Raw genomic sequence first — 24847 nt, 5'->3', positions numbered from 1 at the left:
TCATGAGTCGCTTTTGGAGCGGTTTTGTTAATGAGTTAGACCCTTATGTGCCAGGTGAACAACCTAAACTGGCCAATTTGACTAAACTCAACACCAACGAGAATCCCTATGGCCCATCACCAAAAGTGATTGAGGCTATTCGCATGGCGGCAAGTGATCGCTTACGTTTATATCCGGATCCTACATCGGCCGAGCTACGCCAAGCGATTGCTGATTTTTATCGGATTGATGCTGCTTGGGTATTTGTTGGAAATGGTTCTGATGAAGTGCTTGGGCATGTTTTTAATGCATTCTTCAGACAAGAAGCACCTATTCTATTCCCAGATATCAGCTACAGCTTCTACCCGGTGTATTGTCAGCTTTATCAGATAAGCTATGACACTGTTCCACTTAGTCATGATTTTAGTATTAATGTTGATGATTATGATCGCATCAATGGCGGGATTATTTTTCCCAATCCCAACGCGCCAACAGGCTGCTTATTAGCACTGTCTGAAATCGAACGACTGTTACAGAACAATACTGAGTCTGTTGTGGTAATAGATGAGGCCTATATTGATTTTGGTGGTGAGTCTGCGGTTAGTCTGGTAAAAGATTATCCCAACCTGTTAATCGTGCAGACCATGTCAAAATCACGCTCGCTGGCTGGAATGAGAGTTGGCTATGCGATTGGTCAAGCTGATCTTATTGAAGGATTAATCAGAGTTAAAGATAGTTTTAATTCTTATCCTGTTGACAGCCTGGCTTCTGCAGCTGGTGTTGCTGCAATGAATGATAAAGCTTATTTCAATGAAACCTGCCAAGCGGTGATCGATGAGCGGAATAAAGTGGTAGCAGGTCTTGAGGAGTTGGGATTTGATGTCCTGCCATCTGCTGCAAACTTTGTTTTTGCTTCACACAAGCAGGTAGATGCTGTAGAAATTGCTGCCGGGCTCAGAAAAGAAGGCATTATCGTCAGACACTTCACTAAGCCGAGAATTAATCAGTTTTTAAGAATCTCTATCGGTACAGCGGGTGAAAATCAGCAGTTATTATCTGTTTTAGATACCTTAGTCTAGTTACTGTTTACGTTTAAGCAGGTAATTAAGACGTTCAAGATCGTGCTGATACTTCGACTGTAACTCTGTAATTTCTGCTTTAAGTTCGGTAATAGCTTGTTGTCTGACTTGAATTTCCTCTTTAGCTGCATCTAGGCGTTTTTGCATATTGGCGGTGACTTTCGCCCCACTTAGCTCACGCTGAGCGGCTTCATTTTGTAGTTCATAGAGATATTGTTTGAGCTCAGGGAGTTTTTGTTGATGCATAGCAATTTGTTCTTGCCTATAAGCAATATCACTATCACGAGCGCGAATAAGATCTGCTTCAGAACGATAAGTAATCAGTAAGGTTTTATCGTAAGATTGTTGTGCCTGTCGAGCTTCTTCTGCCTGTTTGGCCTGTTCTTCTGCTTGTATACGTGCTTCTTCTTCGACTTTTTGTTTGGCGGCCTGCTCGAGTAGTTCCTGCTCAGTTAAGGCTGCGGGAACGCGTTCAATCAGCCGCATGGTTTCAGCATCAATAATATCGTAGCCTTTTTGCGATGCGGCTGATGGTAATGTTGTGCTGAGAGTCATGACACCGTTCTCATCAGGAAAGCGATACAACTGACCTGCACTGACTGAAAGGCTGAATATAGAGCAAAATATCAACAGGGGTAGTTTACGTATCATGATCTTGTCTGCGTGATTGGAGTCAACAATTGAATTTTCTTGATCAATTTATCTTGTTTTTGGTCTCATTGGTAGCCAATACTTTTTCTGCCTTCTCAGGTGGTGGTGCCGGCCTTATTCAATTTCCCGTTTTAATCTTCCTTGGTTTAAGTTTTTCTGTGGCTTTAGCAACCCATAAAGTGGCCAGCGTCGCTTTGGGTGTTGGAGCTGTTTTGCGATATTTGAAAACAAGTCGTTTGGAACGACAGTTTGTTGTTTTAATGTTATTGACAGGGTTGCCTGGAGTTGTGCTGGGAGGAAATATTATTTTGCTCATTCCCGATCGTATGGCAGAGATAGCGCTGGGAATATTGACTGGTGGCTTGGGAATTTACTCAATTTTGAAACCACAGTTAGGGCAAAACTATGAACCTGTACACCGAGACTGGATCGGCTGTGTTAGCGGTGGAATGGTCTTGTTCCTGATAGGCTTCTTAAATGGCTCTCTAACCTCAGGTACGGGACTTTTCGTGACACTATGGCTGGTAGGGTGGTTTGGTATGGATTATCAGCGTGCAGTTGCCTACACGCTGATAATGGTCGGTCTGTTTTGGAATGGCGCAGGCGCTATCACATTAGGACTGCTGGGGGATATTCGTTGGGACTGGCTTCCCGCATTACTACTTGGCTCTTTATTGGGCGGTTATCTCGGATCCCATCTGGCAATAAAACACGGTAACCGCTGGATTAAACGTGCTTTTGAAATTGTGACTTTGTTTATATCCGCGAAATTAATTTACGGCTGATGTTCAGGCTACACCAAATTGTTCGCGATATGCGGTGACTGCTGGTAAATACTCGCCAAAATCAGGGCTATCTTTAAGGTAGCCTAAAAGGTCGTTCAGAGAAATGATATTCAATACAGGAATATTATGTTCGGCCTGAACTTCTTGTATGGCAGAAAGCTCACCCTGACCGCGTTCTTGTCTGTCTAAAGCGATAATAACACCGGCGGGTTCTGCGCCAGCGGCACGGATTATCTCAACAGACTCTCTGACTGAGGTGCCGGCGGAGATAACATCATCGATAATAAGGACTTTGCCTTTCAGTTCAGCGCCAACCAGTTGACCACCTTCGCCATGATCCTTGATTTCCTTTCGATTGAAGACATAAGGCATATCTTGATTATGCTGATCGGCTAAGGCGACCACGGTGGTAGAGGCTAGTGGTATGCCTTTGTAGGCTGGTCCAAATAACACATCAAACTCAAGTCCAGAGTCAGCAATGGTTTGAGCATAAAACCGACCGAGTTTTGCCAGACTGGCACCGCTATTAAACAAGCCGCTGTTAAAGAAATAGGGGCTTTGACGACCAGATTTCAGTGTAAATGAACCAAACCGCAAAACACCTGTGGCAATGGCAAACTCGATAAATTCTTTTTGATATTGTTTAATCATGTTGTTTTTGAACTCGGTAAATCGCGACCTGACCAAATAAGTTAGGCAGACATCGTATTCCTAAGCTGTCTTTATTGTTGTGGTTAACAATGCTTCTGTTATGAACCTTGAGTTGATGATCAGCACAAAGGTTCTCAAAGTCTTGGATTGTGCATAAGTGAATATTTGGTGTTTCAAACCAGGCATTCGGAAGTGTTTTGGAGACCGGCATTTTTCCACCTAGTGCTAATTGCACACGGCATTGCCAGTGACCAAAGTTAGGGAAACCGATAATGCCATTTTTGCCAACACGAACGATTTCTTGCAATAAAAAGTCAGGGCGCTGAATCGCTTGTAAGGTTTGTGACAAGATAACAAAGTCAAAACTCTGATCAGCAAACTGCGCTAAACCTTCATCCAGATCTGCCTGGATAACATTGATCCCAGCTTCGATACATTCAGCAAATTTACTGTTATCGATTTCTAAGCCATAGCCGGTGATGTTTCTTTGTTGCAGATGTTTAAGCAGGCTACCGTTACCACAACCTAAATCCAGCACTTTGGCGCCATCAGGAATCCAGTCACTGATGATTTGCTGATCGACACGTAAGGCCATTATTTCACTCCTTCCGCAGCAATTTGTTGCATATAGGTGCCAAAGATTTCCAAATAGCGAGGTATGGGCATTAAAAACGCATCATGGCCCTGGTGAGCTTCAATTTCGGCATAACAGACGGATTTACCGGCAGCCAGCATGGCGTTGACGATTTCTTTTGAGCGTTCAGGTGAGAAGCGCCAGTCACTGGTAAATGAGATGATAAGCGACTTAGCCTGAATATTCGCAACGGTAGCGACAAGATCATCGTTAAACGCCTGGGCAGGATCAAAATAATCCAGTGCTTTAGTCATTAATAAATAGGTATTTGCGTCAAAGCGTTCAACGAAGCTGGTGCTTTGGTAACGTAAATAACTTTCGATTTGAAACTCAACATCATAGCCATATTGAATAGCACCATTACGTAATTCACGGCCAAACTTTTCACCCATTGCTTCATCTGAAAGATAGGTGATATGCCCCAGCATACGTGCGAGTCCAAGTCCCTGACGTGGCAAGGTGTTATGTTTTATGTAATAACCATCGTGGAAATCAGGATCAGATTTTATTGCGGTTCTGGCGACTTCATTAAAGGCAATATTTTGTGCTGATAGTTTAGGGGCGGCGGCAATGACGATAGCATGCCGAACACGCTCGGGCAGGCTGATTGACCACTGCAAAGCTTGCATGCCACCGAGGCTGCCACCAATGACGGCTGCCCATTGCTGAATGCCTAGTCGATCAGCAAGCATCGCCTGACTTCGAACCCAGTCAGGGACGGTAACGATAGGAAAGTCAGGGCCATATAACTCGCCCGTTTCAGGATTAATCGTGTTTGGACCGGTGGAGCCTTTACAACCACCCAGATTATTCAGACACACCACATAAAAATGGTTGGTATCAATCGCCTTGCCGGGACCGATAGCCGTATCCCACCAACCGGGTTTGCGATCTTCCATCGTATGGAAACCGGCGGCGTGGTGATCACCTGAAAGGGCGTGACAAATCAATACAGCATTGCTGCCATTCTCATTCAATGAGCCATAGGTTTCATAGACTAAGTCATAACTTGGTAGTGTCTTACCACAGTCAAGCTGAAGTGGCGTATCGATATGAATTGTCGATGGTTTCACCAGACCAACAGAGTCAGCTGGTATAGATTCCGGCATATATGGTTGATTCCCGTAAAAAAGCGTTAAGTCTAATCAGACTGCCGTGGCAGCGCAATCTGGATCATATATAGCGACCTGCTAATAGCGGCATGACTAACATCGATAAAACTTGTAATCCCAGTAATACAAACAGTGGAGATAAGTCTACACCTGCAACAGGCGGAATGGTTCTTCTAACTGGACGAAGTAAGGGAGCATTCATCTTACCGACTAAGGGCGCCACCGGATTATAACTTCCTGCGGGCGTGACCCAACTTAATATCACTTCGATAATAATGCTGACGGTGAAAATATTGATAAACAGCTGAAATAGTTCTGCAAAGAGTATTGTCAGCCAGAAAAGACCTTTGGGTAATACGCCAGCGAGCATGCCAACGGCAATGATTTTTATCAGTGCTACAACAATCAGTAATACCAGAGTGGCCGTATCCCAACGACCTGCGGCAGGAATAAAACGGCGAAGAAACTTCACCGGTACCTGGGTGAGTTTGATAATAAACTGCACCATAGGATTGTGATACTCCCAGTGGGCCCACTGCATAATCAAGCGCAGCGCAACAACAACCATGTATAAATAGATGAGGGTATCGATAAGAAAAATAAGCGGATTACTGATATAACTACTAGTCATAGTCTTGTCCTAATTGTTCAGCCAGTTCATCAGCCCGCTGCGCTGCCGCTGTGAGTGCTTGTTTAAACAAGCCTCGCAAATCACCTTGTTCAAACACATCTAGGGCACGTTCTGTTGTGCCACCTGGTGAGGTGACTCGCTGACGAAGCACGCAGGCCGATTCATCACTTTCCAGTGCCATTTTAGCAGCACCGAAACTGGTTTCCAGTGCTAATAATCTGGCAGTTTCTTCTGGAAGACCTAACTCCATTCCTGCTGTTTGCAGGGCTTCAAGTACCAGGAAGAAATAGGCTGGTCCGCTGCCAGATAAGGCTGTGACGGCATCCATCTGTTTTTCATCACTAATCCATAGAGCCAGACCAACAGCTCTTAGCATGGATTCGGCCAGCTCATGTTGTTCAGAAGTCACATAATTATTGGCACAGAGCGCGGTAGCGCCTGCCTGAACCAGCGAGGGTGTATTTGGCATGGCTCTGACGATAGCAGCACCATCAAAGTCTAACCAGCGAGAAATGTCATCCAGCCTGATTCCGGCAGCGATGGAGATGAGTAATTTATCCTGCTGCCATGCGGGTGCTATTTGTCGAATAACCGATTGCAGCTGTTGCGGTTTCACTGCCAGGATGACGACATCTGCATCGGCAATCGCGGCGAGATTATCAGTAAAGGTTTTTACATTGTAGCGTGAGGCTAAATTGTCCAGAGCTTCGGTATTCGCATCCGAAACGTGAATATTTTCTGCAGTAAATTGATTGCTTATCAGGCCACCAATCAGGCTACGCGCCATATTGCCGCCACCAATAAATGCGATCGTGCATTGTTTCATTTGTTCACCTTATATCTATGTATCATCTGAGTCTGTCACATTGAAGAGCTAACGCTTATTACGTTGTCCAAATAATGCCGTACCAATACGTACCATTGTACTGCCGCAAGCGATGGCTGTAGACATGTCTGCTGTCATTCCCATAGATAAGGTATCTACCTGCGGGTATTTATGACGTAATTGCTGAAAAAGTTCATAAGCACGTGAGAAGCTGTCTTTTTCATCTGCGACGGAGTTTTTGGGCGAGGGAATCACCATCAGTCCTCTTAGATTGAGCTTATCGAGTGTTGCAATGTAGTCAGCTAATGTCAGTAACTTTTCTGGGCTGGTACCGGACTTGGTCTCTTCTTCGTCAATGTTGATTTGTATGCAGACATTGAGTGGTGCCAGTGAGTCAGGTCTGTGCTCATTTAAACGACGGGCAATTTTTTCTCTGTCGACACTCTGAACCCAGTCAAAATGCCCGGCGATATCACGGGTTTTATTTGATTGGATAGGACCAATGAAATGCCACTCCAAATCAAGATCGGCTAAAGCGTCAATTTTATCTAAGGCTTCCTGCAGGTAATTTTCACCAAACTGGCGTTGGCCTAATGCGGCTACTTCACGCAGGGCATCGGCTGGCCATGTTTTGCTAACAGCCAGTAACTGCACCGATTGTGGATCACGTTTTGCCGCTGATACCGATGTGCTTATTTCGTGATGAATTTGTTGGAAACGTTTTTTTACATCTGTCATGTTGCAAGCCTCATAAGGGCGCGATACCTTTATACTCATTGCTTAAATTTTGAATTAACTAGACTACACCAAACCGCATAGGAATCGTTGATGGATATTACTGAATTGCTTGCGTTCAGCGCAAAAAACAATGCTTCGGATTTACATGTTTCGTCAGGTGAGCCGCCAATGATTCGTGTGGATGGTGATATCAAGCGCATTAATCTGCCGGCGATGGAACATAAAGATGTCCACGCGATGATTTACGACATTATGAATGATAAACAGCGTAAAGATTTTGAAGAATTTCTTGAAGCTGATTTTTCATTTGAAGTACCGGGGCTGGCACGTTTTCGTGTTAATGCGTTTAATCAGAACCGTGGTGCTGCTGCCGTTTTCAGAACGATTCCATCAAAAGTACTCAGTCTGGAAGAACTGGGCGCTCCCGATATTTTTAAAACCATCGCGGATAATCATCGCGGTATTGTGTTGGTCACCGGGCCTACAGGTTCAGGTAAGTCCACTACGTTGGCCGGCATGATTAATTATCGAAATGAAAAAGATAATGAACATATTCTGACGATTGAAGACCCAATCGAATTTGTGCATCAAAGTAAAAAATGTTTGATTAATCAGCGTGAAGTGCATCGTGATACACATGGCTTTAGTGAAGCACTTCGAAGTGCGCTGCGTGAAGATCCGGATATTATCCTGGTCGGTGAGTTACGTGATCTGGAGACAATCAGACTGGCGCTGACAGCCGCAGAAACCGGGCATTTGGTGTTTGGTACCTTACATACATCTTCGGCAGCCAAAACTATTGACCGGATTATTGATGTTTTCCCTGCTGCGGAAAAAGACATGGTGCGCTCCATGTTGTCAGAATCATTGCGTGCCGTTATTTCCCAGACATTGATGAAGAAAGTGGGAGGCGGACGCATCGCTGCACATGAAATTATGATTGGTACTCCGGCTATCAGAAACCTGATTCGAGAAGACAAAGTACCGCAGATGTACTCGGCTATTCAGACGGGCGGTGCTATTGGAATGCAAACCTTAGATCAGTGTTTGCAGGATTTAGTCAGACGACAAAAGGTCACCAAACAAGAGGCATTACCACGTGCTGTTAATAAAGACTTATTCCGTTAGAGGAGTGTGATATGGAAATTGTCACGATACTAAAAGCCGCTGTGAAACATGATGCCTCAGATGTATTTATTACCGCTGGCCGCCCGGTTACCTTGAAAGTGAATGGCCGAATGGCAACGCTCTCTCAGGAAGCACTGCAGGATGATGAGGCCAGAGATTTAGTACTGAGCACGATGTCAGATGCTCAGAAAAAAACATTTGAACGTGAAAAAGAGTGTAATTATGCACTGGAGACTAAAGGTGCAGGTCGCTTTCGTATCAGCGCGCTTTACCAGCGAAATAAAATTGCTATGGTCATGCGCCGTATCAAAGATGAAATTCCTACCATTGAAGAAATTCATGTGCCTCAGGTCATCAAAGAATTATCGATGACAAAACGTGGCTTAGTCATATTTGTCGGGGCGACAGGCAGTGGTAAGTCAACCACTTTGGCGGCGATGATCGGTTATCGCAATCAAAACAGTACAGGCCACATTCTGACGATTGAAGATCCTATTGAGTTTGATCATAAGCATGCCGGATGTGTGGTGACACAAAGGGAAGTGGGGATTGATACTGATTCGTATGAAGTGGCTTTACGCAATTCACTGCGTCAGGCGCCGGATGTCATCATGATTGGTGAGATACGTACACGTGAGACCATGGATTACGGTGTGGCCTTTGCAGAAACCGGCCATCTTTGTTTATCCACCTTACACGCTAATAATGCGAATCAGGCAATGGATAGGATTATCAACTTTTTCCCTGAAGAGCGTCATCAACAATTATTTTTGGATCTTTCATTAAATCTTAAAGCGGTTATTGCTCAGAGACTCATTCCTAAAAAGGATGGCTCGGGCAGGGCTGTTGCGGTTGAAGTACTTCTTAATACGCCGCTGATTGCTGATTTGATTGAGAAAGGCAAGATTTATGAAATCAAAGAAGTAATGAAACGTTCTAAAGAGCTTGGGATGCAGACGTTCGATCAAGCTGTCTATGATTTATATAAAGCAGGTGATATTAGCTACGAAGAAGCTTTACGTAATGCCGATTCAGCCAATGAAGTACGCTTAATGATCAAGCTAGGCATGGAGTCCGGCGAATTAGCCAAAGATAGTTCAGTTTCCAGTTTGTCATTACAAGCTGAACCCGAAGATGTGATAGGGCGTATGTGATTGTTGTTTTTTTGACACAGAGTTCACACTATGACTTATAAGATCTATTAGACGTCAGGCAAATACTGGTTTAATATGTAGCGAAAGTACCACACTCGGTATTGAGCAAATCAATTTTAAGACGTGTTCGTTTATTTTTCTACGGAAAAGGAAGGCAATATGAAATTAACAAAACTCCTGTCAGCAGCTTTTGCAATAGCATTGCTGGCTGGTTGTGCGGGTAACCCGAAAACAACTAACCAAAACATTATGTGTGCAGTTGGTGGTGCTTTAGCTGGTGGTGCTGCTGGTGCTGCTGTTGGTGACTCTGATGCTTCTGCTGGTGGCGCAGTTGTCGGTTCAATGTTAGCGCTATTACTCTGCCCGAACGGTGATGAAGAACAAGAAGTGGCAGCTGTTGAAAAACCTGTCTGTGCTGTAGAACCACCTCCAGGTGCTTTAGTCGACCAAAATGGTTGCGCATATGACACTGATAAAGACGGTGTTTATGACGGTATTGATATGTGCCAACAAACTCCTCCTGGTGTCACTGTTGACCGTGTAGGTTGTGCGTTAGACTCTGATGGTGATGCAGTGCCTGATTATAAAGATCTGTGCCCTAACACACCGAAAGGCGTTATCGTTGACCAAGATGGTTGCCCATTAGCAGGTGAAAAAGTATTGTCTTTAGAAGGTGTTAACTTCGCATTTGATAAAGCAACTTTGACTGATGATGCGAAACAAATTCTTGAAGAAGCGGTAGCTGTTCTGAAAGATACTGACAGTGTTGTTGAAGTCCGTGTTGAAGGCCACACTGATAGCATCGGTAGTGAAGCTTACAACCAAAAACTGTCACAAGAACGTGCACAGTCTGTTGTTGATTACCTGACTTCACGTGGTATTAACGGTAGCTACCTGATTCCAGTCGGTATGGGCGAAAAATTCCCAGTTGCCACCAACGATACAGAAGCTGGAAGAGCGAAAAACCGTCGTGTTGACTTCGTTGTAAACGAATAAAACAAGACAGCATCAATTGATGTAGAAAAGGCCCTGCTTGCAGGGCCTTTTTTTTATCTGACGTGAGAAGCTTCAGCATGCTTGTCTTAAATATTGCATTTTAATATAGATACTATGGCAATCATTTTCCTCTTTATCTTTGTTGTTTTTGTATATTCAAAAAGAGGTTCTTGTTGCGTGAGTGGATAATTCTGCTGTTGTCGATAAATGAGTGGGAAGGTTCGGGCTTGGATAGGATAAGAACGGTTGTCTGAAAGCCTTAAAATGAGTTTACTGAGAGATAAAGGGAGTTTTTCCTATATTGAGAGAGCCTTTATTTCTCTATTATTGATACCAGCTTTACGGCTTTCATTGGTTTTCCCTTCGCCCTTTCAGTTTTTTGATGAGGGCTTTTTTTTGCCTTAAGAAAATGAACTTAAAAAGGGATTAGAGAGTGAATAGAACGGTAACAGAATCTTTATTTGGCACGAAGACAAAATAAACAGATACACATAAAAAAACTCCGATGATATTTCTATCACCGGAGTTTTTTGCACTGTGTCGAGCTTTGTATTACTACGCTGGCATTTTATAAGCTGAAGACGCTCAGAACGCCGCCTAATGAAGTCCAGCTTGATAGAGATTTATAGGCACCTACAGCGCCTAAGCCATCAGTATCATTTTCCAGGTTATTGGTCATACCGATACCTGCCCAGCCACCAATACCTGACAATACAGCGATGTACTGTTTGCCATCATGTTTGTAAGTGTTCACGTTACCTACAATGCCTGATGGGGTTTTGAAGCGCCATAATTCACGGCCAGTTTGCGCATCTACTGCTTTTAGGTAGCCTTCCAATGTACCGTAGAAGACAACATCACCGGCCGTCGCCAGTGCGCCTGACCATACAGAGAATCTTTCTTTATCTGACCAGACGATTTTACCTTCGCGAGCATCCCAGGCAATAAAGTTACCCATATTGTCTTTTTCAGCGGCGAACATATTTACTTCAGCACCAACATACGGTTGACCGGCTAAATATTCCACTTGGAACGGTTCCAGATCCATACAAATATGATTGGTAGGTACATAGAACAAGCCGGTTTTTGGTGAATATGCGGCAGGTTGTTGGTCCTTAGCACCATGTGCTGCCGGGCAAATTCCCGTCGTGCTTGTGTCTTCACCGTTATATTCTGGTGAGTACTGTTTATTACGATCAGGTAAACCTGTTTTCAGATTAACGCTATTTGCCCAGTTAACAGAGGGATCAAATTTGTTAGCCACTAATAACTCACCTGATGCACGATCCATGGTGTAGCCAAAGCCGTTACGGTCAAAGTGAACCGCTGTTTTGTACATTTTGCCTTTAACTTTCTGATCGGCCAGAATGACTTCGTTTACACCATCGTAATCCCACTCATCATGTGGCGTCATTTGGTAAACCCATTTAGCCATGCCAGTATCTAAATCACGGGCAAACAATGACATGGTCCATTTATTATCACCAGGCCGTTGTAATGGGTTCCATGTCGATGGATTACCCGTACCGTAGTAGAACAGATTGAGATCAGGATCATAAGAATACCAACCCCAAGTGGTACCACCACCAATTTTCCACTGATCACCTTGCCATGTTTTTAAAGATGAGTTTTCACCGATAGGTTTCAGCATTGAAGTTGTTTTCTCTGGATCCACTAACATTTCTGCATCAGGACCTGTGCTGTAGGCTTTATATAAAGACTTACCATTTAAATCATAAGTCTGAACATAACCACGAACACCAAACTCACCACCAGAGATACCCACTACGATTTTGTCTTTAAATACATGAGCAACACCGGTGTTAGTTGCACCTACTTTAGGATCATCGCGTTTATCAGACCAAATGACTTCACCCGTTTTAGCATCAAGTGCTACCAATGTGGTATCCGCCTGATTAAGGAAGATTTTGCCGTCACCGTAAGCTAAACCACGATTGATGACGTCACAGCACATAACCGGCACGGTATCATCGTAGTTTTGTTTTGGTTCGTATTTCCATTTGATAGCACCGTCATTGTTCAAATCTAATGCATACACAATGTTTGGAAATGGCGTATGAATATATAAGGTATCGCCAATAACAAGTGAATTACCTTCATGACCTCTTAATACGCCTGTAGAAAATGACCAGGCCATATTCAGATCTTTGACGTTATCTTTATTAATATCTGTCAATTCACTATAACGGTGGTTGGCGTAGTTACCTGCTGACATTACCCATTCATTTGGGTTTTTTTGCATAGAAAGCAATTCATCTGCATAACTTGTAATAGGCAGAGCCACTGACATCAGTGCCAGAGATATTGTTTTTTTTTTCATAAGTTTTCCCTTCAATCTTAAGATAAAGGAGTGGCGGAAGCTGAAGTCGCCACTCCTGTACCAAACGCTGACGTATAAAAAAACATAGGGCTTTTCTATAAGTCATCATTTACCAAACACAAAATCATGTTTGATAATCCCCGAGGGGTTGGGAAAGACTAACAGTCAAAAAAAGGAATTAATTGCACTTGTTTCCATAAATAAATGCTGTCTGGAATCTCAGACAAGTGGACAGTTTCTATACAACGTTGTTTTTTCTACTTTGAATCTGTTGAGCGGTAATGATCGTAAAGTGTTTGTTTAGTTAGTGGTTTAACTGTAAAAGACAAAGTGATGCTGAGATGATTTAGCCTGATTTTATTCAGATTCGGTCACGGATATTTCGATATAATACATATACTAAAGGCTGATTTCTCTGGTGTTCAGTCTGCTTAATTCAGAATGAGCCAGCTAACGCGACCTCTATCCATTTGAACCATTCAAGAAATAAAAGCCGCTAATTATGAGTAAAAAAGATTCTCAAGATATGATTGTAGAGTTCACGCCTCTGGAAAAAATTGAGGCGCTCTATGAAGAGTTACTCGATTGGTATGGTGAGGCAGATAGCAAACAACTCAGAGTAGCGGCCAAGTTTCTGTTGCTGGCTTTAGAGAAGTTTTCTATCCATGGCGGTAATAACTGGCACGAGTTGGTGACAGAATACATTGATATTCTTCGCAAAGATCCCGAGAAATTTCAAAAAATTATCGAAGCTAACCGGGGCGAATTAAAAGAAAAAAAATCTAACACGCGCTATCACTAGTCAAGTTTGCAGGAAAGATTGTCTTTTTTGCTCATCTTTCAGCAGTTTGGCAAATTTGCGTGTTTGTTTTGGCAGATAAATAAAATCGTCGACTAATGATTTCTTGCGACGTTTTTTTGTCAGTTCGGCAGGCTCAAAAAAATGTCTGGCATTATCATAAGACAATACAAATGGCTGATATCCTTCTCTCATGAGTAGGTAGCTCATGATTAACGAGCCTGTACGGTGATTTCCTTCCAGAAACAGCTGTGGCTGACTCAAAATATTGGTAAACAATCCCGCTGTTCGTTTCCAGATATTGGTATGTTGGTTTAAGGCTAACCAATCCATGAGTTGACCAATTCCGCCATTGCGAGCTGCATAAAAGTGGGCTTTTGTTGCCTCAAACTGATGTTGAGACTCTTGTTTAGATATTGATGAAGTGTGATAAAGAACAATGTGGTTCAACTCTAACAACAGGTGTGAGTTACCCATAGCGAAAAGTTCTATACCATTAGCCAGATAAAAGTCGATCTTGGCGTAACCTGCGACCAGGTTTTCAATCACTTCTGTTGAAGGCGGCGTTCTTTTTACACTGAGTGTTTCATTAATTTTATCGAAGTTTTTTTTCGTATTAAGCAGACGTGACCTGACAGCAGCAATATCCAGTCGAGCGATATTGCTTGTCAGATCGTGCGTTGCATTATGAACTGTATTAAATGATGATGACCCCATAATAACGGTTTAGCTTAACTAAACTCACCTCGCACGTATTGTTTAGTTAACAACTGCTGAGGGTCTTCAAAAATCTTCTTAGTTTCATCCATTTCCACCAGATAACCCGTACGGCCACCTTGTGAAATATCCACACCTAAGAACGCGGTTGTATCAGCCACGCGTGTTGCTTGCTGCATATTGTGTGTGACTAAGGCCACACTGTAATGCTGTTTTAATTCCACCATCAGTTCTTCGATCTGACGCGTAGCAATCGGATCCAGTGCAGAACAAGGTTCATCCATTAATAAAACATCAGGTTCTGTCGCAATGGCTCTGGCAATACACAAACGTTGTTGCTGACCACCTGATAGTGATAAACCGCTATTTTTCAGTTTATCTTTAACGTCATTCCAAATAGCTGCACGTTTAAGTGCTTTGACCACCATCTCTTCTTCATCACCTTTATAACCATTTAATCTCAGACCAAATGCGACATTGTCATAAATGCTCATCGAGAAGGGATTAGGCAACTGAAAGACCATACCGATATAACGTCTTACGATTACAGCATCCACTTTTTTGCTGTAAATATCGTGCTTGTGATATTGGATGTGGCCTTCAAAACGGAATGAGTCGATGAGGTCATTCATCCGGTTCATGCTGCGTAGAACTGTACTCTTACCGCAACCTGAGGGACCAATAAAGCCGGTGACTTTATTTTTCTCAATAGGAATCGTGGTGTCTCTGACCGCTCTGAAATCACCGTAGTAAATGTTTTTTACATGGCAGTCTAAAACAACCGGGCCTTTTGGCTCGTACTTTTTAGCAATGAATTCACCGGTATCGGTTTGCATGTTCATAGATTTTCCTTCCGTTATTCTTTAAATTTCGATCTGCCGACAACGCGGGCCAGAATATTGAAAAACAGCACAAGTAAGACAAGTACCAGTGAGGCTGCCCAAGCTAATTCAAGCTGATTTTCAAATGGCATGCCGGAAAAGTTGTAAATCAGTATGGATAAAGAGGCTGTAGGTTCAGCTAGTTCAGCCATGTAGTAGTTACTAAATAAGGCAGTGAACAGCAATGGCGCCGATTCACCTGCAGCACCTGCTACAGCCAATATCACACCAGTCAGAATGCCTGGTAAAGCCGTCGGTAGCACGACTTTCAAAATCACTTGAGTACGTGTACAGCCCATGCCAAATGCCGCATCTTTCATTTTTTGTGGCACTTGCTTCATGGCTTCTTCAGCGGCCAATGTGACTGTTGGTAACATCAGCACAGCTAATGCCACACCACCTGCCCAAGCCGAGTATGTACCTGTGGTAATAACAATCACGGCATAGACAAACACACCTGCTAGAATCGAAGGGAAGCCAGTCAATACTTTGGCTAAAAAGCGTGACAGAGTTGCGATTTTGCTTGAAGGGTTCAGTATGGATAAATAAAGCGCAGCCATGATACCAATCGGAATACTGATGGCTGAGGCAATGCCGACCATGGTTAAAGTACCGACAATCGCGTTACCAAAACCACCGCCCATTTCAAACCCAGCTGGTGGTAAGGCGGTAATCGCTTCCATATCCAGTCTTGCGCCACCCTGAACAATCAGCATATAAATCACTGAAAATAAGGGGATGCTGGCGAGTACCGCCAATACCCAGACCATAGAAGTCAGGAAGTAATTTTTTAAGGCTCTCACCTCAAAAAGATTTTTTTCCAGCGCCGGTAATTCAATTCTGGGAGGTAATACTGGCTCTTCCATTTGTAATTGACTCATTTTTTACCCTCAAATTTACGCATGGTGTATTGCTGCACAGCAAGGCCCGCGACATTTACGATGAATGTGATGAGTAATAGAACTAATGCCGCATACATCAATGCCTGGATTTCAATTTGACCCGCTTCAGGGAAGGTTGATGCAAGAAGTGAGGCTAGGGTATTTGCCGGGGCAAACAGCGATAAGTTGATGTTGTTAACGTTACCAATCAACATTGCGAGCGCCATCGTTTCCCCTAAAGCACGTCCAAACCCCAGTACCAGACCAGCCAAGATGCCGGACGAGGCGGTAGGTAACATGACTTTTAAGATCACTTCCCATTTTGTTGCACCCATGCCATAAGCCGCTTCTTTCACTTTATAAGGAATGCGACGGAAAGCATCGGCAGAGATAGCTGCCACGGTTGGTAGAATCATAATGGCTAAAACCAGGGCGGCGGGCGCGAGACCTGGTCCGCTAAGATCTGTACCAAATAATGGAAACCAGCCCAATGTCTCATGTAACCACTGCGCGCCGGGTCTGATTAATGGGATAAGCACATAGATACCCCACAAACCGTAAACAACAGAAGGAATAGCAGCTAATAATTCGATGATCGTTCTAAAAATCATTTCGAATTTAGCGTGAACAAAGCTCTGGGTTAAGAAAATAGCAATTGCCACACCTAAAGAGCCACCAAGGAGTAGTGCCAAAAACGAGCTATATAACGTGCCCCAGATTTCTGACAATACACCAAACACACCTTCATTAGTATCCCAGGTGGTGCCGGTAATAAAACCAAGGCCGTGTGTTTTAATGGCAGGTAATGCCTGTGAGCCTAATTCAAAAATGATATAGGCGACCAAAAGAATAATGGATAAGGCGCAAAAATAAGCAAAAGAACGGAATACAGAGTCTTTTAAATAATCAGTGGTAGATGGTGGTGCAGACAGTGTTTTATCACTGCTTGCCTCTTTAAATGGATCGTAAACCATGTGCGTTCCTATCAATTATTCATTCGTATTTGAAACGTGTTTTATGCTGTCTTTAAAACAGAGAAAATGCTGCAAGGTCAAACGTCCTTGCAGCATTTTAATCTGAGTCTTCAACTGCCTGATTACTGAATCATTTTTGCAGCGTTGCGAACTTTCTCAACAACGTTTTCTGGTAATGGGATATAGCCCATAGATTCAGATGATTCTTGACCTTTCGTTACCATGTATTCAATCAAGTCACGCATGGCTTTTGCTTTATCATCGTCTTGATTTTTGTAGACAAGTAACCAAGTAAATGTCGCGATTGGGTAGGCGTCATCACCTGCTGGATCCGTTGCCCATCCGCGTAAGTCTGGCACATCGCTACCTGGCAGAGTTGTTGATGGGAAAGGTGTAGTCGCTAATGCTGCAGCACCACTTTCGCTACCTGCACTCACAAATTTACCTTTTTGGTTTTCAAGAACAGCGGTTGGCATTTTGGTTAGTTTGGCAAAACCATATTCGATATAACCAATTGCACCTGGAGTTTGTTTGATTGTGGCTGTTACACCGTCATTTTTAGGCGCTTTAACAATGGTGCCTGCACTTGGCCAGTTCGGAGATTTAGAACCACCGACTGCTTCTTTGAATTCACTGTTGATCGCTGATAAGTGGTTAGTAAATACAAAGCTAGTACCACTTGAATCAGAACGAACGACGACAGTGATTTTTTCATCAGGCAGTTTCACGCCAGGGTTAGCTGCTTGAATTTTTGGATCATTCCATTTTGTAATTTTACCCATGAAGATTTCAGGATAAACGTCACGAGGCAGTTTCAATTCTTTGATGCCGTCTAAGTTGTATGACAGAACAACTTCACCGGCAGTCATTGGCAATAAAATAGCGCCTTTTTTCACTTGTTCGATTTCGCTGTCTTTCATCGCTGCGTCACTAGCAGCAAAATCAACAGTTTCATTGATAAAGTCTTGGATACCTGCACCACTACCTTTTGATTGATAGTCAATACGCACACCATCAGTTTGTTTGCTGTAGTCCTTGAACCATTTGTTATAAAGTGGAGCAGGGAAGCTGGCACCAGAACCATTTAATTTCAGTTCGGCATGGGCGACAGTTGATGACATAGCACCAACAAGTGCAGTAATAAGAAAGACTGACTTTGCATTTTTTGCAAATAGTTTCATAGAAACTCCTGACTAGTTAATTAAGCAATAAAAATCTTTAACTCGATAAGAGTAACGACCTTAAGTTAAAGATTTATGACAAAAGCAAACTTAGTCAGAAATTTTTATATTGAGATAGAGGGTTAACGCTGAATTCTTAATAAAATTAATAAAGTAGATGCTATTTTAGTAGCCTACATTTTATATATTTCATTTTCTGGAATGCATACCGTTTCATAAAATGAATATAAAAATATGAGGTTAGATTAAAAAGAGCGCCATATATAGGCGCTCTATTACAACATTAGAACGATTTATACGTAACAATCTGTTGCTAAATAGCGAACATCAGAAAGCTGTAGGCAATCCATACAAAACCAATTGTTGTAACAATAAAGCTGAGCGCGGAGAAAATTTTCCAAATAGCTTTATTCCAGAAGTCGGTATCAAAGGCAGCGATGACAAAAATCGTCGGATTGGTAAATCCACCAACAGCAATGCAAAGGCATGCGATCTTTGATAGCTCAATATTGGCGCCTGAAGCTGCACCGTAGAAACCCAAACTAAACAATGCCATAAGCGCATAGTCAACATGCGCTCTGATCATGGTTTTATAATCCACTAAAAAGTCGCCATCAATCCCTTTTATAGGGAACCAGCGAGCAAATGTCATTAACCATGCAGATAAAATCAAGGCTGTAATCATGGCGACAGCACCCAATAACAAAACATTCATTTCTCTCTCCTTATTGTTGGAGAGCGTATTAAAAATGTTTAGATGATATTGAGCAGCTGATAATTACCCCAGATTTTCGGGCAAGTCTCCCAGCATTTGATATGAGAACGTTTGTCACGTCCACAGATAATGAGGAATAGGGTGCTTGAATGTTTTTTGTTTAAAAGTGGCGCGCCTGACAGGAATCGAACCTGTGACCCCCAGCTTCGGAAACTGGTACTCTATCCAACTGAGCTACAGGCGCGTGAAGTTGAGCCGAAGATTATACGGACTTTGCTGATAATCTGCTACGGCTCAAGAGGTGTTTAGCCAAGAGAGTCGTTAACACCCTCTTGGCCGCTCAAAATTAAAACCGTGGATTAATTTTTTCTAATTTCCAGATATCGTTGTTGTACTCTTCCATGGTTCTGTCGGTAGAGAACATACCACTGTTAGCACTGTTCATAATACTCATTGCTATCCAGCGTTCTTTGTCTTGATAGACTTCCGCTGCACGTTGCTGGGCTTCCACATAGCTATGGAAGTCTGCAACCGTCATCCATGGGTCATTGGGGCTGGTGAAAGCAGCAATAATGTCATCAAAAGCACCTTCTTCACATTGGTTGAAGTGGCCTGATTCTAACAAGTTGACGACGCGTTTCAGATCGGCATCATTATCAATAATAAACCGTGGATTGTAGGTGGGCTTGAGCTCAGTGACTTCGTCTTCAGTCAGACCGAACAGAAAGAAGTTTTCAGCGCCGGCTTCATCACGGATTTCAATATTGGCTCCATCCAGTGTTCCAATAGTCATCGCGCCGTTCATCATAAATTTCATATTGCCCGTACCAGAGGCTTCTTTACCGGCGGTAGAGATCTGTTCTGATAAATCAGCTGCTGGGCAAATCACTTCCATGGCTGAAACTTGATAGTTTGGCAAAAAGACGACTTTTAACAGATCGCCCACATCCGGATCATTATTCACTGTGCTGGCAACATTATTAATCAGTTTGATGATGCGTTTTGCCATGACATAACCTGGTGCAGCTTTGCCACCAAACAGTACGCAGCGCGGCGTCATATTTTTGGTATCGCCACGTTTGATACGGTCATAAAGGTGAATAACATGCAGAATATTAAGTAGCTGACGTTTGTATTCATGAATGCGTTTTACCTGAATATCAAACATAGCTTCAGGATTGAACTCAACGCCACAGCTATCTTTCACTAATTTTGCCAAACGTTGTTTATTGGCAAGTTTAGCGGCATGCCATTTCTTTTGGAAAGCCTTGTCATGGGCATAGGCTTCCAGTTTTTTCAGCTCAGTCAGTTGGGTAATCCAGTTATCACCAATGGTGTCTGTGATGAGTTCACTTAAGTCTGGATTACACCAGGCGAGCCAGCGGCGTTGTGTCACACCATTGGTTTTGTTGTTGAATTTATGTGGCCAGAGTTCGTAAAAGTCGTGGAATAAGCCTTTTTTCAGTAACTCTGAGTGTAAGGCCGCGACACCATTGATGGAGAAGCTACCGACGATGGCCAGATGAGCCATACGAACTTGTTTTTCACCGCCTTCTTCAATAATAGACATGCGTGCAAGGCGCGCTTTGTCTCCAGGCCAACGAGTGGCGACTTCACGAAGAAAGCGTGCATTAATTTCATAAATAATTTCCAGAATGCGTGGTAACAGACGACCAAACATATTCACCGGCCAGCGCTCTAATGCTTCTGGTAACAGGGTATGGTTAGTGTAGGCCATGGTGCTGGAAGTAATTTCCCATGCTTTCTCCCAGCCTAATCCATGTTCATCCATTAATAGACGCATCAGTTCGGCAACAGCCACAGTCGGGTGGGTGTCATTTAATTGGAAACAATTTTTCTCAGCAAAATTATCGAAGGATTCACCATGTGTCGTGACCCAGTAATCGAGGATGTCCTGCAGACTGGCCGAGGCTAAGAAGTACTGTTGGCGCAGACGAAGTTCTTTACCATTCTCACTGGCATCATTGGGGTAGAGCACCATGCTGATATTTTCAGCTTCATTTTTGGCAGCAACCGCTTCGGTATAAGAGCCTGAGTTGAAGTCTTCCAGGTTAAACTCATCGGTGGCACCCGCTTTCCATAAACGCAGCACGTTAACTGTGCCATTTTGATAACCGGGAATGGGCAGATCAAAAGGGATAGCCAGTACATCATTTGTGTTGACCCAGTGGACTTTCATATCACCACTGTCGGTTGGGTGATATTCGGTGTGACCGCCAAATTTAACCCGTTGGGTAAATTCCGGACGTTCCAGTTCCCATGGATTACCATCCTGTAACCAGTGATCAGGTTTTTCCACCTGAAAACCGTTTTCGATACGTTGCTGGAACATGCCATATTCATAACGCAGCCCATAGCCTGTAACGGGGAGTTGTAAGGTGGCACAACTATCTATAAAACACGCCGCTAATCGCCCGAGACCGCCATTACCGAGCCCGGCGTCGTGTTCCATTTCGATTAAATCTTCAAAGTTTAAATGGAGTTCATTGAGTGCTTTGGTCGTTTCTTTTTCTAAACCGAGGTTTAGAACCGCATTGCCCATGGCTCTACCCATAAGAAATTCCATTGACAGATAATAAGCATGTTTACACTGCTTTTCTGCATAGGTGTGCTTAGTATGCTTCATGCGGTTGAACAGCCGGTCTCTTAATGTCAGTGCCAGTGATGAGTAGAGGTAATGACCTGAAGCACAACCTTTATCCTGAGCTAAGTGTGTACCGTAATAACGTTTGAAATCTTTGATAAGAGCATCGCTATTCATCCCTAGCTTTTCGGTATTGAATAATTCTGGGGCGGGGTTAGCAGTACATGCGTAACGTGGGCTCATAGACAGATCCTTAAATTATTTCAGCGTTTGTTTGGATAGACGGGAGAAAACCCATCCCGATTAGGCATCTTTACCTGAGGTAGTGTGACTTCATTGAGTTCCACATCGTTCTTGAGTATATCATCCTGATTTAAAATATAAGCGCAAAGTGCGTAGATTTCATTACTTGTTAGAGAAAAAGGGGCTGATGGTGGCATCGCACGACGAATATAGTCGTAAAGTGTTGTTGCATAAGGCCAATAACTGTTTACCGTTTTCTCTGGATACTCCTCGGTTAATGAACCGACATCTCCGACCAGAGGCATTGCGCTGGCGCCTATAGCACCAAACCCATGACAGCTTGCACAGTGTTGTTTAAAAAGTTGCTCCCCTTGCTGTGCATTACCATGCCCTGCGGGTAAGTTTTTTCCATCCGGTGTAATAGTGAGGTTCCATGCTGATTGCTGCGATGCTTGTTCAGCCTCTTTGCCCAAAGGCTGAAAGAGTGGCTCGGCGACAAGTGTCGCAGGAAATAGTAAAACAAGGATGAGATATCTATTAAAGATAGATATGGCTAATCTGACCGTCTTCATTAACTTCCCAACTGACAATAGCGTTGTAGTGGAAAAAACTGTTGTCTCCACGTTCGGTGATAAGCGCTTCACGAGTCGGTTGCTGATAACCTGTTTCATCCGTTGCCCTGCTTTGTAATACGGCGTATTGACCTTGCCACTGCCATGGCAGACTAAAGCGGGTGAAGGCTTTATCCAGAATTGGGGCCTGGAGCTCAGCTTCCACCCAGGTTTTACCACCATCAGCTGAGACATCGACTTTGCTGATTTTGCCATTACCCGACCAGGCAAGCCCAGTAACTTGGTAAATACCAGGATTATCCGGCAGTGTCATACCAACTGAAGGGCTGGTAATAAGAGACTTGGCTTGCATGGGAAAACTGAATTGCCTAGCTTTACCGCTAGGTAATAAGTCAGTGTACTGAGCCGTTTCATCACGGGTCATCGCAGGCTCTTCAACTAATGTTAATTGCCTTAGCCATTTCACATTGACGATGCCTTCCCAACCAGGCAGCAGCAACCGGACAGGATAACCATTTTCTGGTCGAAGTCGTTCGCCATTCTGATACAGCGCCAATATTGCATAGTTCATTAGTTTTTCAATAGGAACGCTGACATTGAGTGCGGCACCATCGGCGGCTTCTGCTATCGCCCATTTCGCTCTCGGTTGGACACCACATTCATTTAATAAAAGTTTGAGTGGCACACCGGTCCATTCAGCATTAGAAACAAGTCCGTGCACATAACCTGCAGCAGATTGGATGGGCGAACTACGCCAGCCAGCATTACTATTACCGCCACATTCTATAAAGCAGATTTTTGTGGTTTGTGGATAACGTTTTAAGGCATCAATCGAAAAGGTTAAAGGGGTATCGACCAAACCGTCTATCATGATTTCATGTGTCGATGGATTGATATCAGGCACACCATTATGATGACGTTCATAATGCAGGCCGTTAGGAGTAATGGTGCCTTGTAACTCTTCTAAAGGTGTCCAGGAGACACCGTTGCCAGGCACATTGGGGTTGGCCGATATCCAGCGAATGATATCTTTTTCGTAAATAGAAGGCTGCCCATAATTACTAAAGTTAGCGCCTGGTTTTAGCATCGACTCAGGCAGTATCTGCTGGAGTTCAGTTAATGATGACTGCGCTTTAACGGGTAAACTAAAGCCAAGAAAAACACTACTTAAAGCCGTGCCTTGAAGAAACTGACGTCGGCTTTTAAGTCGTTGTTTGCTCATGGCTAATAAGATCTAGTCAACAGTAGGGGGGATCGCATCATCAGTGACTTCAAACCAGTCATCTAGCTTTTGAATAGCTTCCTCTTTACCAGATTTGTTGAGCGAGGAAAAAAGCTGCACAGAAGCTTTTAATGACAGTTTTTGCAATTCATTTCTTACAGATAATAAGCTTTGTTTACCGGCACCTTTTTTGAGTTTGTCAGACTTAGTCAGCAGTATATGAACCGGTAAATCCGCCTGATTAGCCCAGGTGAGCATTTGTATATCAAATGGCTTCAATGGATGACGAATATCCATCATTAGCATCATTCCCCGCAAACACTGACGTGTTTCTAGATATTGAGCCAAAGTATGCTGCCATTTTAACTTCATTTTTTCAGGGACTTTGGCATAGCCATAGCCGGGAAGATCGACTAAAGCTCGCTGATCATCAAAGCTGAAGAAGTTGATCATTTGTGTGCGACCTGGCGTTTTACTTGTCCTTGCTAGCGCGCTGATGCCTGTTATGCAATTGATTGCACTGGATTTTCCGGCATTTGACCTGCCGGCAAATGCAACCTCATACCCACTATCTTCCGGTAGCTGGGACAGCTCGGTGGCACTGCCGTTATAATAAGCTTTTCTATATAGTTGTGACATGGAACCATTTTGGGTGAAAAATTATCCTAATAAGAGTAGCATACCCAAAGTTCTCGATGATGATTTAGCTTAGTTTTCAGGTAATAAAATAATGAAAAAATTATTGAAGATGGTCATGCTTGGCGTGGCAGTTACGATGAGTGCTCAGGCAATGGCGGCTGGTGATATTAACGCTGGTAAGCAAAAAGCGGCTGTTTGTGCGGCTTGCCATGGTACAGATGGAAATAGTTTGTCAGATGCCTTTCCTAAATTAGCCGGACAAAATGCCGGATACCTCGAAAAACAATTAGCTAATTTTAAAAGCGGTGAGCGTCAAAACGCATTGATGGCACCGATGGTGGCGAATTTATCAGAGCAAGATATGGCCGATTTAGCGGCCTATTTTGCCAGTAAAAAAATGGCGCCTGGTGCCGTTTCTGAAGATTTAGTCGAAGCTGGTGAAAAAATCTTCCGTGCGGGTAATAAAGAAACTGGCGTTCCTGCGTGTATGGCATGTCATGGTCCAAATGGTAATGGTGTGCCAGCAGCAAAGTGGCCTAAATTATCATCACAATACAGCACCTATGTGGAAGCTCAACTTCATGCTTTTGCTAAAGGGGAAAGAGCCAATGACCCTAACGGCATGATGCGTGATGTGGCTAGCAAAATGAGTGAAGCTGAAATTAAAGCGGTTTCTGCTTATGTCTTTGGTTTGAAATAATCGTCACATTTTC

At 43.4% G+C, this 24847-nt stretch carries 25 protein-coding genes and 1 tRNA gene; 7 read left to right on the top strand and 19 right to left on the bottom strand.

The genetic code is table 11. From position 1 onward, the window contains the following. Positions 1–2: 2 nt before the first annotated feature. On the top strand, positions 3–1058 hold the full coding sequence (gene hisC, locus MAMP_RS15145; protein WP_007146979.1) for a histidinol-phosphate transaminase: 1056 nt from the start codon (positions 3–5) through the stop codon (positions 1056–1058). Here the strand turns inward: hisC and MAMP_RS15140 are convergent, their stop codons facing one another. Further along, positions 1059–1709, bottom strand: coding sequence for a hypothetical protein (locus MAMP_RS15140; RefSeq protein WP_007146978.1), 651 nt, complete (start codon positions 1707–1709; stop codon positions 1059–1061). A gap of 29 nt (positions 1710–1738) precedes the next feature. Here MAMP_RS15140 and MAMP_RS15135 point away from each other — a divergent pair, with 29 nt between their 5' ends. Beyond that, positions 1739–2494, top strand: a complete 756-nt coding sequence (locus MAMP_RS15135; RefSeq protein ID WP_007146977.1) for a sulfite exporter TauE/SafE family protein — start codon at positions 1739–1741, stop codon at positions 2492–2494. A 3-nt stretch (positions 2495–2497) separates the two neighbouring features. Here MAMP_RS15135 and pyrE read toward each other — a convergent pair whose 3' ends face one another. The 6 genes from pyrE to MAMP_RS15105 form a co-directional block, all read right to left on the bottom strand. Continuing rightward, positions 2498–3145, bottom strand: coding sequence for an orotate phosphoribosyltransferase (gene pyrE, locus MAMP_RS15130; RefSeq protein ID WP_007146976.1), 648 nt, complete (start codon positions 3143–3145; stop codon positions 2498–2500). After that, positions 3138–3740 (bottom strand): methionine biosynthesis protein MetW, encoded by a 603-nt coding sequence (metW, locus tag MAMP_RS15125; RefSeq protein WP_007146975.1) that lies wholly within the window; start codon positions 3738–3740, stop codon positions 3138–3140. The genes pyrE and metW overlap by 8 nt, the downstream gene beginning before the upstream one ends. Continuing rightward, positions 3740–4888 carry a homoserine O-succinyltransferase MetX gene (gene metX / locus MAMP_RS15120; protein ID WP_007146974.1) on the bottom strand — a complete coding sequence of 383 codons (1149 nt, stop codon included), beginning with the start codon at positions 4886–4888 and terminating at the stop codon, positions 3740–3742. The genes metW and metX overlap by 1 nt, the downstream gene beginning before the upstream one ends. A 64-nt stretch (positions 4889–4952) precedes the next feature. Next, positions 4953–5522 carry a YggT family protein gene (locus MAMP_RS15115; protein ID WP_007146973.1) on the bottom strand — a complete coding sequence of 190 codons (570 nt, stop codon included), beginning with the start codon at positions 5520–5522 and terminating at the stop codon, positions 4953–4955. After that, positions 5515–6348: a pyrroline-5-carboxylate reductase gene (gene proC, locus MAMP_RS15110; RefSeq protein WP_007146972.1), complete on the bottom strand. Its 834-nt coding sequence runs from the start codon at positions 6346–6348 to the stop codon at positions 5515–5517. Before proC ends, MAMP_RS15115 begins: the two co-directional genes overlap by 8 nt. A gap of 48 nt (positions 6349–6396) precedes the next feature. Beyond that, complete coding sequence (locus tag MAMP_RS15105; protein ID WP_007146971.1) at positions 6397–7086, bottom strand: YggS family pyridoxal phosphate-dependent enzyme; 690 nt, start codon at positions 7084–7086, stop codon at positions 6397–6399. A gap of 90 nt (positions 7087–7176) precedes the next feature. Here MAMP_RS15105 and MAMP_RS15100 point away from each other — a divergent pair, with 90 nt between their 5' ends. The 3 genes from MAMP_RS15100 to MAMP_RS15090 all read left to right on the top strand — a co-directional run bounded on the left by MAMP_RS15100 (position 7177) and on the right by MAMP_RS15090 (position 10364). Then, complete coding sequence (locus tag MAMP_RS15100) at positions 7177–8214, top strand: type IV pilus twitching motility protein PilT (protein WP_007146970.1); 1038 nt, start codon at positions 7177–7179, stop codon at positions 8212–8214. 11 nt (positions 8215–8225) lie between these two features. Then, positions 8226–9368 (top strand): PilT/PilU family type 4a pilus ATPase, encoded by a 1143-nt coding sequence (locus MAMP_RS15095; RefSeq protein WP_007146969.1) that lies wholly within the window; start codon positions 8226–8228, stop codon positions 9366–9368. Between the two features lie 159 nt (positions 9369–9527). Then, complete coding sequence (locus tag MAMP_RS15090; protein ID WP_007146968.1) at positions 9528–10364, top strand: OmpA family protein; 837 nt, start codon at positions 9528–9530, stop codon at positions 10362–10364. A gap of 568 nt (positions 10365–10932) precedes the next feature. Here MAMP_RS15090 and MAMP_RS15085 read toward each other — a convergent pair. Then, positions 10933–12705: a methanol/ethanol family PQQ-dependent dehydrogenase gene (locus MAMP_RS15085; protein ID WP_007146966.1), complete on the bottom strand. Its 1773-nt coding sequence runs from the start codon at positions 12703–12705 to the stop codon at positions 10933–10935. A gap of 502 nt (positions 12706–13207) precedes the next feature. Here MAMP_RS15085 and MAMP_RS15080 point away from each other — a divergent pair. Next, positions 13208–13507 carry a hypothetical protein gene (locus tag MAMP_RS15080; protein WP_007146965.1) on the top strand — a complete coding sequence of 100 codons (300 nt, stop codon included), beginning with the start codon at positions 13208–13210 and terminating at the stop codon, positions 13505–13507. Here MAMP_RS15080 and MAMP_RS15075 read toward each other — a convergent pair whose 3' ends face one another. The 11 genes from MAMP_RS15075 to yihA form a co-directional block, all read right to left on the bottom strand. Next, on the bottom strand, positions 13508–14221 hold the full coding sequence (locus MAMP_RS15075) for a hypothetical protein (RefSeq protein WP_007146964.1): 714 nt from the start codon (positions 14219–14221) through the stop codon (positions 13508–13510). Positions 14222–14235: 14 nt separating this feature from the next. Continuing rightward, entirely contained in the window at positions 14236–15063 is an 828-nt protein-coding gene (gene pstB, locus MAMP_RS15070; RefSeq protein ID WP_007146963.1) for a phosphate ABC transporter ATP-binding protein PstB, read from the bottom strand. 14 nt (positions 15064–15077) lie between these two features. Further along, a complete protein-coding gene (pstA, locus tag MAMP_RS15065) occupies positions 15078–15983 on the bottom strand; it encodes a phosphate ABC transporter permease PstA (protein WP_007146962.1) in 906 nt (301 codons plus the stop codon). Continuing rightward, the gene (gene pstC / locus MAMP_RS15060; RefSeq protein WP_007146961.1) at positions 15980–16957 is read right to left on the bottom strand and encodes a phosphate ABC transporter permease subunit PstC; all 978 of its coding nucleotides are present in this window, start codon (positions 16955–16957) and stop codon (positions 15980–15982) included. Before pstC ends, pstA begins: the two co-directional genes overlap by 4 nt. A 122-nt stretch (positions 16958–17079) precedes the next feature. After that, positions 17080–18138 carry a phosphate ABC transporter substrate-binding protein PstS gene (gene pstS, locus MAMP_RS15055; RefSeq protein WP_007146960.1) on the bottom strand — a complete coding sequence of 353 codons (1059 nt, stop codon included), beginning with the start codon at positions 18136–18138 and terminating at the stop codon, positions 17080–17082. A 313-nt stretch (positions 18139–18451) separates the two neighbouring features. After that, positions 18452–18853 (bottom strand): hypothetical protein, encoded by a 402-nt coding sequence (locus MAMP_RS15050; RefSeq protein WP_007146959.1) that lies wholly within the window; start codon positions 18851–18853, stop codon positions 18452–18454. 167 nt (positions 18854–19020) lie between these two features. Continuing rightward, a tRNA-Arg gene (locus MAMP_RS15045) sits at positions 19021–19097 on the bottom strand. 102 nt (positions 19098–19199) lie between these two features. Next, entirely contained in the window at positions 19200–21701 is a 2502-nt protein-coding gene (locus tag MAMP_RS15040; protein ID WP_007146958.1) for a glycogen/starch/alpha-glucan phosphorylase, read from the bottom strand. A 20-nt stretch (positions 21702–21721) separates the two neighbouring features. Then, positions 21722–22273: a c-type cytochrome gene (locus MAMP_RS15035; RefSeq protein ID WP_007146957.1), complete on the bottom strand. Its 552-nt coding sequence runs from the start codon at positions 22271–22273 to the stop codon at positions 21722–21724. After that, entirely contained in the window at positions 22239–23495 is a 1257-nt protein-coding gene (soxC, locus tag MAMP_RS15030) for a sulfite dehydrogenase (protein WP_007146956.1), read from the bottom strand. The genes MAMP_RS15035 and soxC overlap by 35 nt, the downstream gene beginning before the upstream one ends. 12 nt (positions 23496–23507) lie before the next feature. Then, positions 23508–24134: a ribosome biogenesis GTP-binding protein YihA/YsxC gene (gene yihA, locus MAMP_RS15025; protein WP_040576641.1), complete on the bottom strand. Its 627-nt coding sequence runs from the start codon at positions 24132–24134 to the stop codon at positions 23508–23510. 91 nt (positions 24135–24225) lie between these two features. On the opposite strand from yihA, the gene MAMP_RS15020 reads away from it, so the two are divergent. After that, on the top strand, positions 24226–24834 hold the full coding sequence (locus MAMP_RS15020) for a c-type cytochrome (RefSeq protein ID WP_007146953.1): 609 nt from the start codon (positions 24226–24228) through the stop codon (positions 24832–24834). Positions 24835–24847 lie beyond the last annotated feature (13 nt).

The organism is Methylophaga thalassica MP (assembly GCF_000214595.1).
In the GTDB taxonomy this organism is placed as follows: Bacteria; Pseudomonadota; Gammaproteobacteria; order Nitrosococcales; family Methylophagaceae; genus Methylophaga; species Methylophaga thalassica.
This window is presented reverse-complemented; position numbering and strand designations above follow the sequence as displayed.

Excerpts from the sequence above, each read along its gene's own strand:
- hisC (WP_007146979.1), top strand. The coding sequence starts at position 3 with ATGAGTCGCTTTTGGAGCGGTTTTGTTAATGAGTTAGACCCTTATGTG.
- MAMP_RS15140 (WP_007146978.1), bottom strand. The coding sequence starts at position 1,709 with ATGATACGTAAACTACCCCTGTTGATATTTTGCTCTATATTCAGCCTT.
- pyrE (WP_007146976.1), bottom strand. The coding sequence starts at position 3,145 with ATGATTAAACAATATCAAAAAGAATTTATCGAGTTTGCCATTGCCACA.
- metW (WP_007146975.1), bottom strand. The coding sequence starts at position 3,740 with ATGGCCTTACGTGTCGATCAGCAAATCATCAGTGACTGGATTCCTGAT.
- metX (WP_007146974.1), bottom strand. The coding sequence starts at position 4,888 with ATGCCGGAATCTATACCAGCTGACTCTGTTGGTCTGGTGAAACCATCG.
- MAMP_RS15115 (WP_007146973.1), bottom strand. The coding sequence starts at position 5,522 with ATGACTAGTAGTTATATCAGTAATCCGCTTATTTTTCTTATCGATACC.
- proC (WP_007146972.1), bottom strand. The coding sequence starts at position 6,348 with ATGAAACAATGCACGATCGCATTTATTGGTGGCGGCAATATGGCGCGT.
- MAMP_RS15105 (WP_007146971.1), bottom strand. The coding sequence starts at position 7,086 with ATGACAGATGTAAAAAAACGTTTCCAACAAATTCATCACGAAATAAGC.
- MAMP_RS15100 (WP_007146970.1), top strand. The coding sequence starts at position 7,177 with ATGGATATTACTGAATTGCTTGCGTTCAGCGCAAAAAACAATGCTTCG.
- MAMP_RS15095 (WP_007146969.1), top strand. The coding sequence starts at position 8,226 with ATGGAAATTGTCACGATACTAAAAGCCGCTGTGAAACATGATGCCTCA.
- MAMP_RS15090 (WP_007146968.1), top strand. The coding sequence starts at position 9,528 with ATGAAATTAACAAAACTCCTGTCAGCAGCTTTTGCAATAGCATTGCTG.
- MAMP_RS15085 (WP_007146966.1), bottom strand. The coding sequence starts at position 12,705 with ATGAAAAAAAAAACAATATCTCTGGCACTGATGTCAGTGGCTCTGCCT.
- MAMP_RS15080 (WP_007146965.1), top strand. The coding sequence starts at position 13,208 with ATGAGTAAAAAAGATTCTCAAGATATGATTGTAGAGTTCACGCCTCTG.
- MAMP_RS15075 (WP_007146964.1), bottom strand. The coding sequence starts at position 14,221 with ATGGGGTCATCATCATTTAATACAGTTCATAATGCAACGCACGATCTG.
- pstB (WP_007146963.1), bottom strand. The coding sequence starts at position 15,063 with ATGAACATGCAAACCGATACCGGTGAATTCATTGCTAAAAAGTACGAG.
- pstA (WP_007146962.1), bottom strand. The coding sequence starts at position 15,983 with ATGAGTCAATTACAAATGGAAGAGCCAGTATTACCTCCCAGAATTGAA.
- pstC (WP_007146961.1), bottom strand. The coding sequence starts at position 16,957 with ATGGTTTACGATCCATTTAAAGAGGCAAGCAGTGATAAAACACTGTCT.
- pstS (WP_007146960.1), bottom strand. The coding sequence starts at position 18,138 with ATGAAACTATTTGCAAAAAATGCAAAGTCAGTCTTTCTTATTACTGCA.
- MAMP_RS15050 (WP_007146959.1), bottom strand. The coding sequence starts at position 18,853 with ATGAATGTTTTGTTATTGGGTGCTGTCGCCATGATTACAGCCTTGATT.
- MAMP_RS15040 (WP_007146958.1), bottom strand. The coding sequence starts at position 21,701 with ATGAGCCCACGTTACGCATGTACTGCTAACCCCGCCCCAGAATTATTC.
- MAMP_RS15035 (WP_007146957.1), bottom strand. The coding sequence starts at position 22,273 with ATGAAGACGGTCAGATTAGCCATATCTATCTTTAATAGATATCTCATC.
- soxC (WP_007146956.1), bottom strand. The coding sequence starts at position 23,495 with ATGAGCAAACAACGACTTAAAAGCCGACGTCAGTTTCTTCAAGGCACG.
- yihA (WP_040576641.1), bottom strand. The coding sequence starts at position 24,134 with ATGTCACAACTATATAGAAAAGCTTATTATAACGGCAGTGCCACCGAG.
- MAMP_RS15020 (WP_007146953.1), top strand. The coding sequence starts at position 24,226 with ATGAAAAAATTATTGAAGATGGTCATGCTTGGCGTGGCAGTTACGATG.